This window comes from Mycobacterium sp. 852002-51971_SCH5477799-a, from assembly GCF_001667145.1.
Classification (GTDB): domain Bacteria; phylum Actinomycetota; class Actinomycetes; order Mycobacteriales; family Mycobacteriaceae; genus Mycobacterium.
The window spans coordinates 72,836-85,014 of sequence record NZ_LZIF01000043.1; the positions used below are offsets into that span (position 1 = coordinate 72,836).

Here is a 12,179-nt window from a genome sequence, read left to right on the forward strand (position 1 = left end):
CGCGCTCAGACCGCGACGTTGAAGTCGCAGCCCGTCTTGGCGCGAACCTCCTCGACCGTGACGCCGGGCTGCAACTCGGTGAGCACCAGCCCCCGTCCCGGCTCGACGTCGAAGACGCACAGGTTGGTGATGATCATGTCGACCACGTTCTTGCCGGTGAGCGGCAGCGTGCACTGGCTGAGAATCTTCGGGCTGCCGTCTTTCGCCGTGTGATCCATCAGCACGATCACGCGCTTGACGCCGGACACCAAATCCATTGCGCCGCCCGGTCCTTTGACCATCTTGCCCGGCACCATCCAGTTGGCGAGGTCGCCGTTCTCCGCAACCTCCAGGGCACCCAGGATGGACAGGTCGATGTGGCCGCCGCGGATCATCGCGAAGGAATCGGCGCTGGAAAAGAAGCTGGACCCGGGCAGGCTGGTGATGGTCTGTTTGCCCGCGTTGACGAGATCGGGGTCGACGGTGTCCTCGCTCGGGTAGGCCCCGATGCCGAGCAGGCCGTTCTCCGACTGCAGCGTGACCTTGATGCCCTCGGGAATGAAGTTGGCCACCAACGTCGGAATGCCGATGCCCAGGTTCACATAGAAGCCGTCGCGCAGTTCCTGGGCGGCGCGCTGGGCCATCCGCTCGCGGATAGGGCTGTCGTTCTTCAACGCGGCGCCCCCGCTCATGGTGCGGAACTCGATGCGTTTCTCGTAGCCGGTGCCGACGATGATGCGGTCGACGTAGATACCGGGGGTGTGGATCAGGTCGGGGTCCAACTCGCCGACCTCGACCAGCTCTTCCACCTCGGCCACCGTGATCGCGCCGCAGGTGGCGATCATCGGGTTGAAGTTGCGCGCCGTCTTGCGGTAGACGAGGTTGCCGGCCGTGTCGCCCTTCCACGCCTTGACGATCGCCACGTCGGCCCGAATGCCTTCTTCCAGAACGTATTCGGTGCCGTCGAAGACCCTGGTGTCCTTGCCCTCGGCGAGGTTGGTGCCGAAGGCCGTGCGGGTGTAGAAGCCGGGGATGCCCGCGCCGCCGGCGCGCAGCTTCTCCGCGAGCGTGCCCTGCGGCGTCAGCACCAGGTCCAGCTCGCCGGCCAGCACCTGGCGCTCAAACTCCTTGTTCTCGCCGACGTAGGAGGCGATCACCTTCTTCACCTGCCGGCCCTTGAGCAGCAGCCCCATGCCGAAATCGTCTACGCCGGCGTTGTTTCCGACGATGGTGAGGTCCTTGATGCCGCTGTCGACCAGAGCCTGGATCAGCTTCTCCGGGATGCCACAAAGACCGAAGCCGCCCGCGGCCACGGTGATGCCGTCCTTCAGCAGGCCGCGCAGGGCCGACTCCGCGTCGGGGTGGACCTTATTACTCACCGTGGCTCCTGTTCTTCGACTCGGCGGAGACGTTACATGCGGCCTCCATCAGCATCCACCCCGACAGCTGCACCGACAGGTCCCGTTCGGGCACCTCGGACGCCATCACCGCCCCCTCGACGAACTCCGCCTGTTTACCGCCCGCCGTGGGCAGCTGGGCGTCGCGGTCCCAGAAGGGGCCGAACACCGGCAGCCCGTCCACCGTTTGGCGGTTGTCCCAAGCCGACTTCGCGCTGGCCAGCACGATCTGCCTGGCGGTGTCGCGGGCCAGCACATCGTCGGCCGCCTCCCCCGGCAACGTCGTGGCCACCAGCGCCAGGTACCGCGCGGTGACCCCGGCGAACAGGCCGCCGTCCCCGCCGCCGGCGCCGGCCAGCACGCCCGCCGGCGCCATGTGGTCGCGCACGGCCGCGACCAGCCGGTGCACCCGGGCGGCGTGGCGCTGCCTGATCTCGACGGCGGTACGCGCGGCGAGTTCGGTCTCCAGCCCCAGCACCACGCCCTGGCAGTAGGTGTACTGCGCGCGCACCAGTGAACCGGCTTTGATGCCGTCGAACACCAGGTGCGTCTCCGGGTCGATCAGCGTCTGGTCGATCCAATTGCCCATCTGCTCGGCACGTTTCAGATGATCTCCGTAGCGGGCGAGGAAGATTCCGGCGGGGCCGTTAGCCGGGGCGTTGAAGAACTGGTCGGACTTTCGCCACGGGATCCCGCCGCCGTCCTCCGGCACCCACGCCCTGACGAATTGGCTGGCGAGCTTGGGCAATGCGCGCCGGCGCTCGACGCCGGCGATCCGGGCGGCGCGTTCGAGCGCCAGCGCCAGCCAGGCCATGTCGTCGTAGTAGCTGTTGGTCCACGAGAAGTTGTTGCGCAGCCGGTGCGAGCGGACCTGTCGGTTGATCTCGGCATGCCGGTGCGGTTGCGGATCGCGCTGCTGGGCGTCGATCAGGCAATCCAGCAGGTGGGCCTGCCACCAGTAGTGCCAGGTGCCGAACCAGCGGTCACGCCGCGCCGCCGGCCAGGCCACCACGCCCAGCTGGGTGCCGGGCATTCCCCACAGCCGCTTCAGGTGTCGTTGCGTGACAGCGGCTTCGCAGCTGGCCGCGCGATTGGCCCAAAGCTGATCCATACCTGTCGATCCTGCCCCACGCTCTCACCAGGCGCGGGACAGATCGGCGTGTTGCTCGACCCAGGCGTGCATGGCGATGCCGGCGGCGACGCCGGCGTTGATGCTGCGCGTGGAGCCGAACTGCGCGATCGACACCGTCAGCCCCGCGCCGGTGCGGGTGTCGTCGGTGATGCCGGGCCCCTCCTGGCCGAACACCAGCAGGCACTCGCGCGGCAGCGCGGCCTCCTCCAGGCGCGTCGCCCCCGGGACGTTGTCCACCGCGACCACGGTCAGCCCGGCGTCCGCCGCGAAGCCCAGCAACTCGGCCGTGCTGTCGTGGTGGCACAACCGCTGATAGCGGTCGGTCACCATGGCGCCGCGGCGATTCCAGCGGCGCCGCCCCACGATGTGCACGGTGTGCACCGCGAAGGCGTTAGCGGTGCGCACCACCGAACCGATGTTGGCGTCATGGCCGAAGTTCTCGATCGCCACGTGCAGGGGATGCCGGCGCCGGTCGATGTCGGCGATGATCGCTTCCCGCGTCCAGTACCGGTAGGCGTCGACGACGTTACGAGTGTCGCCCTCGCGCAACAGGACTGGGTCATACCGCGGGTCATCCGGTGGCTCGCCCGGCCACGGCCCGACGCCGGCCGGCGGTGTCGACGTCCATTCGGTGGGGCCCGGTCCGCTCATCGCAGCGTCCACACGCCGGCGTGCGTGCCATCGATGGCCAGCGTCGCGTAGAGCAACGCGTCGTTGATCTCGCCCTGGGTGCACAGCGACGCGTTGACGTGCACCGCGTCCAACGAGGCGTCGGGCAGGATCAGCACCGACGACCCGTACGCCGCGCAGGCCGGGTTGAGTCCCGGGGCGGGCAGGGTCGGCGACGCCAGCAGCATCATCGGGCCGCCGCGCTTGGCGGACTCGTCGCGATAGCGGGCCGCGACGGCGGTGGCTTCCAGCCCCAGCAGCATGTAGCCGTTGCCGGTGAACGCTGCAGGGTCGCCCAGCTGCGTCTTGGTCACCGGGATGCCGTCGGCGCGCCACGCCGACAGGCTGACGGTCTTGACCGCCAGGCCACCGCTGTCGTTGGCGTTGGTCGGCAGCAGTCCGACCGGAAAGGCGACCGGGTAGGCCGACGAGCTGTCCGGGATCCGGTCGCGCGGCGAGTAGCCGTAGACACCGCGCACCTGACTTCGATCCTTCAGCGGCCCAAGGCAAACCGTGCCCGTGAGCCGGTCACGCGGTGCCGAGAGCGGCGCGGGGATGTCACGCACGCTGGCCTTCGCCGTGTCGCAGCTGCCCAGGCCGGCGACCTCCATGGGGTGGGCCAGCGCGCCATAGAGTCCAAAGCGGATGTCTTCGGGTTTGGCGTGCGGGCCCTTGGCAGAGGCCACGCTGGCATCGACGTCGACGAGCACGTAGTCGCCGTCCCAGCGCAGGTTCGACACCGACACGTTCCAGCCCAGCAGCGCCAGCGATTCGCCGAGCCGCGCGCCCTGGGCGCCGTACGGGCGCACGGGTTGGTCGGCGGACGAGCAGCCGGCCAGACACAGCGCCAAGCAGGCCGCTATCGCAAGGAATGTGCGCATGACTCAGCGGCCCGGGCTAGGAAGATCAACCGGCAACTAGCTCAGCCCCAGATCCGCGAGGCCGAGGACGCTTCGGTAAGGCAGGCCCTCGGCCTCGATGGTCTCGGCCGCGCCCGTGGCCCGGTCCACCACCGTGGCCACCCCCACTACGTCGCCGCCGGCCTCCCGCACGGCGCGCACCGCGGTGAGCGCCGAGTTGCCCGTTGTGCTGGTGTCCTCGACCACCAGCACCCGCTTGCCGGAAACTTCGGAGCCTTCGATAAGGCGTTGCAGCCCATGGGTTTTCGCCGACTTACGCACGACGAAGGCGTCGATCGGGCGACCCGGTGCGTGCATGACGGCCGTGGCCACCGGGTCGGCCCCGAGCGTCAGGCCCCCGACAACGTCGTAGTCCCAGTCGCTGGTCAGTTCGCGCATCAGCGCGCCGATCAGCGCCGAGGCGCGGTGGTGCAGCGTGGCCCGGCGCAGGTCGACGTAGTAGTCGGCCTCCTTGCCGGAGGACAGGGTGACCCGCCCGTGCACCACCGACAGGCGAGACACCAGCTCCGCCAGCTCCTCGCGGTCAGGTCCGGCCACGACCACTCCCGATCCGTTTGGTGACCGCCCGCATCAGGGTCCGCGGCATCAGCCGTTCGGCGGCGATGATCGCCTTGTACTGCAGACCCGGAATGCTGATCACCTTGCCGCGGGCGATATCGGCCAGGCTTTGGCTGACCACGTCGTCGACTTCGAGCCACATGAACGACGGTGACTCGGCCATGTCGATCCCGGCGCGGTCGTGGAATTCGGTGTGCACGTAGCCCGGACACACCGCGTGCACGGAGACACCGGTGCCCTGCAGGCCGACCGAAAGGCCCTCGCTGAACGAGATAACCCACGCTTTGGACGCGGAGTAGGTCGATCCGCGCCCGGGCACCAGCCCGGCGATGCTGGCGATGTTGATGACCGTGCCGGCACCGGCTTCCAGCATGGCCGGCAGGGCCGCGCGGGTCAGGTGCATGACCGCGGTGACGTTGACGTCCAGCTGGGACTGCAGCAGCGCGGGATCGGCGGACCAGAAGTCACCGGAAGTGCCGAAGCCGGCGTTGTTCACCAGGACGCGCACTCCCCCGGCCGCCAGCCGGTCGCACACCCGTTGCCGGCCCTCGGCATCGGCCAGGTCGGCGGGCAAGATCTCGACGCTGCCGGAATGTTCTTGCAGCTCGTCCGACAACCTCGTCAGGCGGTCGACGTCGCGGGCGACCAGGACCACGTCGTAGCCGCCGCTGGCGTAGCGTCGCGCGAACCCGGCGCCGATTCCGGACGTAGGCCCGGTGATCAGGGCTACGGGGCGGGGCATGAGCGACATCCTAATGACGGCGGCTTCATCGGCCGCCGCCCGGCGTCAGCGCTGATAGTTGTTGGCCTGGTGGCCGTTGCGCCCGGCGGGGGGTGGACGCCGGATGGTCTCCGAGCGACCATCGGCGGGCCGTGGCTGGTCGCGCCGGAGCGGCTCGGCGGCGCGGCGACCCGGCTGCACGTCGGGGCCCAACAGCCCCGCCACGTCCTGCTGCGCGCGCCGGGGCGCCAGCTCGGCGCGGCCCGCCGGCGCCAAGGGCCGGCTGGGTGAGGCGTTGCGCGGACCCGACGGCGCACCGGCCTCCTGCGGCGCCTCCTCCGGCAGCGGGGGCAGCACCCGTAACAGATCGTTGAACTGGCGCACGGTGCGCAATCCCTCGTCCCACTCGGTGCGCGTGCTGGTGATCGGCATCGCCACCAGCGTCCAGTTCTGTTCGTTCCACATGATCTCGGCGCTGTCCGGTGCGGTGTGCGCGAAGGTGACCATGCGGCGGTCGCAGGCGCGCCGAGCGGCGTCCAGATTGGTGGAATAGACCATTCGCGGCCCGATCGCACCCAACAGCCAAATGTCGCTTTCCCGTGGCTCTTTGAGTCCCTTCAGACGCAGGTCCACCACGACGTTGGTGCCCACCTTGCGGTGCAGCGCGATGACGGTGGCGACCTCTTCGAGGTCGAAGATGTAGACGGCCTCGCCGCGGATCTGACCCAGCACCACGTTCTGGGCGGCGACGTCGCCGACCGTCGACATCACCCCACGCTTCCAGCGCTTGAGGATGTCGGCTGATTCATTTTCGTAGTCGAACCCGTGCGACCGGGCCCACGACCTGCGGCGCCTGCTGCGCCCGCGCCGCCGATCGATGTCGACGTACAGCAACACTCCCGCGCCGACAAAGCACAGCGCGGAGAGCGTGAACCAGAGGGGGACCATCCAAAACAGGGTATCTGCTATTGGCCCAGAAGATAGAAGGCGACCAGGTCACAACCCAATCACAGCTGGCACCAGCCGCCTATCGCCGGACCGCAGATGGTCCCCCTCCCCGGTTAGCCCAGGATCAGCGAGTCGCCGTCGGGGCTGACGTTCACCGGAACGGTGTCGCCGTCGTGCACGTCGCCGGCCAACAACATCTTGGCCAGCTGGTCACCGATGGCCTGCTGCACCAGGCGGCGCAGCGGCCGGGCGCCGTAGACCGGGTCGAATCCGCGATGAGCCAGCCACTGCTTGGCCGGCAGCGACACCTCGAGGGTGAGGCGGCGCTGAGCCAGCCGCTTCTGCAGCTGGGCCAACTGGATGTCGACGATCTGCACCAGCTCACCGGGCTCCAAGCCGTGGAAGATGATCACGTCGTCGAGCCGGTTGATGAACTCCGGCTTGAACGCCGAGCGCACGGCGGCCATCACCTGCTCCTCGCTGCCCCCCGATCCCAGGTTGGAGGTCAGGATCAGGATGGTGTTGCGGAAGTCGACGGTGCGGCCCTGCCCGTCGGTCAGCCGGCCCTCGTCGAGCACCTGCAGCAACACGTCGAACACGTCCGGGTGCGCCTTTTCGATCTCGTCGAACAGGATCACCGTGTACGGACGCCGCCGCACCGCCTCCGTCAGCTGACCGCCCTGGTCGTAACCGATGTATCCGGGCGGGGCGCCGACGAGGCGGGCCACCGAGTGCTTCTCGCCGTATTCGCTCATGTCGATGCGGACCATCGCGCGTTCGTCGTCGAACAGGAACTCCGCCAGCGCCTTGGCCAGCTCGGTCTTCCCAACGCCAGTCGGCCCGAGGAACATGAACGATCCGGTGGGCCGGTTGGGGTCGGCGACGCCGGCCCGGGAACGCCGCACGGCGTCCGAGACCGCTGTGACGGCCTTCTTCTGTCCGATGACGCGCTGACCCAGCTCGTCTTCCATCCGCAGCAGCTTGGCGGTCTCGCCCTCGAGCATCCGCCCGGCCGGGATTCCGGTCCACGCGGACACCACCTCGGCGATGTCGTCGGGACCGACCTCCTCCTTGAGCATCACGTTCTCGCGGGCCTCGGCCTGCGGCAGCGCGGCGTCGAGTTTCTTCTCGACCTCGGGGATGCGCCCGTAACGCAGTTCGGCCGCCTTGGCCAGGTCACCGTCGCGCTCGGCGCGCTCGGACTCCCCGCGCAAAGTGTCGAGCTGCTCCTTGAGCTCGCGGACCACATCGATGGCGTTCTTCTCGTTCTGCCAGCGGGTGGTGAGCTCGGACAGCTTCTCCTTCTGGTCAGCCAACTCGGAGCGCAGCTTGTCCAGCCGCTCCTTGGACGCCTCGTCCTCCTCCTTGGCCAGCGCCATCTCCTCGATCTCGAGCCGGCGCACCAACCGCTCGACCTCGTCGATCTCGACGGGCCGGGAGTCGATCTCCATCTTCAGCCGGCTGGCGGCCTCGTCGACCAGGTCGATGGCCTTGTCCGGCAGGAAGCGTGCGGTGATGTAGCGGTCGGACAGCGTGGCGGCGGCCACCAGGGCCGAGTCGGTGATGCGGACCCCGTGGTGCACCTCGTAGCGGTCCTTCAGCCCGCGCAGGATGCCGACGGTGTCCTCCACTGAGGGCTCGCCCACCAGCACCTGCTGGAAGCGGCGCTCCAGCGCGGCGTCCTTTTCGATGTACTTTCGGTACTCGTCGAGCGTGGTGGCGCCGACCAGCCGCAGCTCACCGCGGGCCAGCATCGGCTTGATCATGTTGCCGGCGTCCATCGCGCCCTCGCCGGTCGCGCCGGCGCCGACGATGGTGTGCAGCTCGTCGATGAAGGTGATGATCTGTCCGGCGGAGTTCTTGATGTCGTCGAGGACGGCCTTGAGGCGTTCCTCGAACTCGCCGCGGTACTTCGCGCCTGCCACCATCGATCCCAGGTCCAGGCTGATGACGGTCTTGTCGCGCAGGCTCTCGGGCACATCACCCGCGACGATGCGCTGGGCCAGGCCCTCCACGATGGCGGTCTTGCCGACGCCGGGCTCACCGATCAGCACCGGGTTGTTCTTGGTGCGACGGGACAGGACCTGCACGACGCGGCGAATCTCGTTGTCGCGTCCGATGACCGGGTCGAGTTTGCCGTCGCGGGCCCGCTCGGTGAGGTCGGTCGAGTACTTCTCCAGCGCCTGATAGGTCGCCTCCGGCTCCGGGCTGGTGACCCGGCCGCTGCCGCGCACCTTGACGAACCCGTCGCGCAACGCCTGGGGCGAGGCGCCGTGGCCGGTCAACAGCTTGGCCACGTCGGAGTCGCCGGTGGCCAGGCCGACCAGAAGATGCTCGGTCGAGACGTACTCGTCGTTCATCTCGGTGGCCAGTTGCTGGGCGGTGGTGACGGCGGCCAGCGACTCGCGCGACAGCTGCGGCTGCGAGCTGGCGCCGCTGATCTGCGGCAGCCGCTCCAGCACCCGCTCGGTTTCGGCGCGAATGGTGGCCGGGTCGACGCCGACGGCCTCGAGCAGCGGCGCGGCGATGCCGTCCGCCTGTGTCAGCAGGGCCATCAGCAGGTGCGCGGGCCGGATCTCGGGGTTACCGGCGGCCGAGGCCGCCTGCAGCGCCGAGGTCAGCGCCGCTTGGGTCTTGGTGGTCGGGTTGAAAGAGTCCACGACACCTCCGTTCGTAGTAGAAAATGCTTGTCCGCTTGTTCAACGTCGTCAAGGTTGAGTCTGTTCCGCTCAACTCTACTGAGTTTTGGGCGGTATGGCCTCCGGGGTACCCCCGTATCGATGACGCAGACGACACAGCCCCCCGACCAGGGCGGCGACAAGCCCGACAGAACTTCGCGCCGCGTTCCGCAGAAGTTCTGGCTCGCCGCGGTGGCCGCCGGACTGGCCGTCGCGGGCCTGGTGATGGTCGGGTTGCACGCCGATTTCTCCGGAGATAACCCGTCGACCACCGTCCCGCAAGCCGGCACGCTGCAGGTCAACGGGACCGGCACAACAAAAACCATTTCCTGCCACGCCGGCTATCTGTCGGTGAGCGGGAAGAACAACACCATCACCCTCACCGGGCACTGCACCAGCGTCAGCGTCTCCGGCAGCGGCAACCACGTCGCGGTCGACAGCACTGACGCGGTGAGCGCGTCGGGCACCGGCAACGTCGTTCTTTACCACTGGGGTTCGCCCAAGATCGACGACGTCGGGACGACCAACACCGTTCGACAGGGCTGAGTCATCGGCGGCCGAGCCTAGAATCGGGGCCCGTGGGCCTGGAGGACGTCGACGCACTGCGATTGCTGCGCGATGCCTTCGCATCCCAGGGTTCGGGGCCGGCCGATTCCGGTGAGCTCATCCACCGCTTCTACACCCATTGGTTCGCCCTCGACGGGTCGGTGCGCGACCTGTTCCCACCCGAAATGGCGGCCCAGCGGCGGGCTTTCGGCCACGCGATGCACTGGGTGTACGGCGAGCTGGTCGCGCGGCGCACGCAGGAGCCGGTGGCGTTCCTGGCCCAGCTCGGCCGCGATCACCGCAAATACGGTGTGCTGTCCCCGCATTACGAGACGCTGGGCCGGGCGTTGCTGACGACGCTGCGCGCCCACCTGGGCGCGGCCTGGACCGACGCCATCGACGAGGCGGCCGGGCAGTCGCTGAACCTGATCACCGGGGTGATGAGCGGCGCCGCCGACGCCGAGGATGGGCCCGCCTGGTGGGACGGCACCGTGATCGAGCATCTGCGGGTGTCGCGGGATTTGGCGGTCGTCCGCCTGCAACTCGATCAGCCGATGCACTATCACCCCGGCCAATATGTCCACGTCCACGTGCCCCAATGCCCGCACCGCTGGCGGTATTTGAGCCCGGCGATTCCGGCCGACCCGAGCGGTGGGATCGAGTTCCACGTCCGTCTGGTCCCGGGCGGCTTGGTCAGCACCGCAATCGTCAACGAAACGCGCGGCGGCGACCGGTGGCGGCTCTCCAGCCCCCACGGCGGCCTGCGGGTCGACCGCGACGGGGAGGACGTGCTGATGGTGGCCGGCAGCACGGGCCTGGCGCCGTTGCGGGCGTTGATCATGGACCTCGCCCGGTTCGCGGTGAACCCGCGGATACACCTTTTCTTCGGCGCCCGATACCGCTGCGAACTCTACGATCTGCCGACCCTCTGGCAGGTCGCGTCCCACAACTCGTGGCTATCGGTATCGCCCGTCTCGGAGTACAACAGCGACCCGTCGTGGGCCGCCGACTATCCCGACGTCACGCCGCCACGCGGCCTGCACGTGCACCAGATCGGGCGCCTGCCCGACGTCGTGACCAAGTACGGCGGCTGGGGCGATCGCCAGATCCTGGTGTGCGGCGGGCCGGCGATGGTGAACGCCACCAAGGCCGCCCTGATCGCCAAAGGCGCTCCGCCCCAACACATTCAGCATGATCCGCTATGGAGGTAGCCATGCACGTCGTCACCCTGCACGATCCCTTGGCGCCGGTGGTTGCGCAGTTCGTCCCCGAGGCGGGGATGATCGGCACGTCGCTGCGCGACGCCGGGGTCGAGCTGCTGGGCCAGCGCCGCGGCCTGGACGCGTACATATCGGACGGCAAGACGATGGGAATCCCGATACTGTACCCGTGGGCAAATCGGTTGGGCGAGAACACCTATCGCGCACAAGACGTCACCGTGACGCTGACGCCGGGGGAAAACGGCGTGCGCGCCGACCCCAACGGGCTACCCATTCACGGCGTCTTGGCCGCCTACCCCGGATGGCGGGTGACGGCCGAGACCGCTGAGGAGCTGACCGCGGAACTGGATTTCGGTGCCGATTCCCGCTTACTGGCCAGCTTCCCGTACCCGCACGTGCTGACCGTGACGGTGCGGCTGAGCGACCGGACGCTGACGGTCCGGACCACCGTCACCGCGACCGGCGACCGTGCGGTGCCGCTGTGTTTCGGATTCCATCCCTACCTGCAGTTGCCCGATGCGCCACGGGCCGAGTGGACCATTGAGACGCCCCCGCTGCGGCATCTGGCCCTCGACGACGAGGGGTTGCCGACCGGCGACTCGAAGCCAGTGCCGGCGAGCGAAGAGGCATTGCGCGACAAGGCTTTCGACGATGCCTTCGATCAGGTGGCCGAGGGCTCGGTGTTCGCGGTGTCCGGTGGCGGGCGGCGCATCGAGGTGCACTTCGAGCAGGGCTATCCGGCGGCGCAGATTTTCGCGCCGGCGCCCGACGACCCCACGAAGGCGATCGTGTGCTTCGAGCCCATGACCGCACCGACCGACGCGCTGCGCCGCGGCGGCTACCGCTGCGCGCCACCGGGCGAGCCGGCGATCACCCAGTTTTCGATCCGGGTGTGATCGCAGGGACCACTTCGGTCACTGCAGTCGCTGTCTGGTGGGCGTTAGGTGAATGCGAAAAGCGCCAGCACATGTGCTAGCGCTTTCGCGAAGGTTGTATACCTCCGGAGACAGGAACCGTTGGGGCGCAAGTGAAATCGAGCGAAATCAGCGTCCCCGGCGCGGCTGCCACACCACCAGCGCGGTGCTCTTGGGCACCACAGCCACATCGCGGCGCTGGCTGGCCCGCGTCTGCGCCAGCTCGTCGGTCAATTCCTTGACCCGGGCCTGCAGCGCCTCGACCTGATTGGTCAGCTCGATGATCCGCTTGATGCCGGCGAGGTTGACCCCCTCGTCCTGCGAGAGCCGCTGCACCTCACGTAGCAGGTCGACGTCGTGCTCCGAATAGCGGCGTCCCCCACCGGAAGTCCGGCGCGGGCTGACCAGGCCGAGCCGGTCGTAGGTGCGCAGCGTTTGGGCGTGCATGCCGGCCAGTTCGGCGGCCACCGAGATCAGGAAGGTCCGCGCGTCCTCTT

General features: G+C 68.6%; 12 protein-coding genes. 3 read left to right on the plus strand and 9 right to left on the minus strand.

Translation table 11 applies throughout. The annotated features are described in order from the left end of the window. Positions 1-5 precede the first annotated feature (5 nt). The 8 genes from A5753_RS25095 to clpB all read right to left on the minus strand — a co-directional run bounded on the left by A5753_RS25095 (position 6) and on the right by clpB (position 8,984). The gene (locus A5753_RS25095) at positions 6-1,358 is read right to left on the minus strand and encodes a 3-oxoacid CoA-transferase (RefSeq protein WP_067123850.1); all 1,353 of its coding nucleotides are present in this window, start codon (positions 1,356-1,358) and stop codon (positions 6-8) included. After that, entirely contained in the window at positions 1,351-2,487 is a 1,137-nt protein-coding gene (locus tag A5753_RS04525; RefSeq protein WP_067123852.1) for a glycoside hydrolase family 76 protein, read from the minus strand. The genes A5753_RS25095 and A5753_RS04525 overlap by 8 nt, the downstream gene beginning before the upstream one ends. 24 nt (positions 2,488-2,511) lie before the next feature. Further along, a complete protein-coding gene (locus A5753_RS04530; protein ID WP_067123855.1) occupies positions 2,512-3,159 on the minus strand; it encodes an RNA methyltransferase in 648 nt (215 codons plus the stop codon). Then, a complete protein-coding gene (locus A5753_RS04535) occupies positions 3,156-4,058 on the minus strand; it encodes a hypothetical protein (RefSeq protein WP_067123857.1) in 903 nt (300 codons plus the stop codon). The genes A5753_RS04530 and A5753_RS04535 overlap by 4 nt, the downstream gene beginning before the upstream one ends. A 36-nt stretch (positions 4,059-4,094) precedes the next feature. Next, positions 4,095-4,634: an orotate phosphoribosyltransferase gene (gene pyrE / locus A5753_RS04540; RefSeq protein WP_067123884.1), complete on the minus strand. Its 540-nt coding sequence runs from the start codon at positions 4,632-4,634 to the stop codon at positions 4,095-4,097. After that, the gene (locus A5753_RS04545) at positions 4,621-5,397 is read right to left on the minus strand and encodes an SDR family oxidoreductase (RefSeq protein WP_067123882.1); all 777 of its coding nucleotides are present in this window, start codon (positions 5,395-5,397) and stop codon (positions 4,621-4,623) included. The genes pyrE and A5753_RS04545 overlap by 14 nt, the downstream gene beginning before the upstream one ends. 45 nt (positions 5,398-5,442) lie before the next feature. Continuing rightward, the gene (ttfA, locus tag A5753_RS04550) at positions 5,443-6,324 is read right to left on the minus strand and encodes a trehalose monomycolate transport factor TtfA (protein ID WP_067123859.1); all 882 of its coding nucleotides are present in this window, start codon (positions 6,322-6,324) and stop codon (positions 5,443-5,445) included. A 113-nt stretch (positions 6,325-6,437) separates the two neighbouring features. Beyond that, positions 6,438-8,984, minus strand: coding sequence for an ATP-dependent chaperone ClpB (gene clpB / locus A5753_RS04555; protein ID WP_067123861.1), 2,547 nt, complete (start codon positions 8,982-8,984; stop codon positions 6,438-6,440). Between the two features lie 120 nt (positions 8,985-9,104). On the opposite strand from clpB, the gene A5753_RS04560 reads away from it, so the two are divergent. The 3 genes from A5753_RS04560 to A5753_RS04570 are packed head-to-tail and all read left to right on the plus strand — an operon-like array spanning position 9,105 to position 11,664. Then, positions 9,105-9,548 carry a DUF3060 domain-containing protein gene (locus A5753_RS04560; protein ID WP_067123863.1) on the plus strand — a complete coding sequence of 148 codons (444 nt, stop codon included), beginning with the start codon at positions 9,105-9,107 and terminating at the stop codon, positions 9,546-9,548. 32 nt (positions 9,549-9,580) lie between these two features. Next, the gene (locus tag A5753_RS04565) at positions 9,581-10,759 is read left to right on the plus strand and encodes an FAD-binding oxidoreductase (RefSeq protein WP_067123865.1); all 1,179 of its coding nucleotides are present in this window, start codon (positions 9,581-9,583) and stop codon (positions 10,757-10,759) included. A gap of 2 nt (positions 10,760-10,761) precedes the next feature. Next, a complete protein-coding gene (locus tag A5753_RS04570; RefSeq protein ID WP_067123868.1) occupies positions 10,762-11,664 on the plus strand; it encodes an aldose 1-epimerase in 903 nt (300 codons plus the stop codon). A 147-nt stretch (positions 11,665-11,811) separates the two neighbouring features. Here A5753_RS04570 and A5753_RS04575 read toward each other — a convergent pair. Next, positions 11,812-12,179, minus strand: a 368-nt coding sequence (locus tag A5753_RS04575) for a heat shock protein transcriptional repressor HspR (protein WP_156655939.1), incomplete at its 5' end; no start/stop codon positions are given.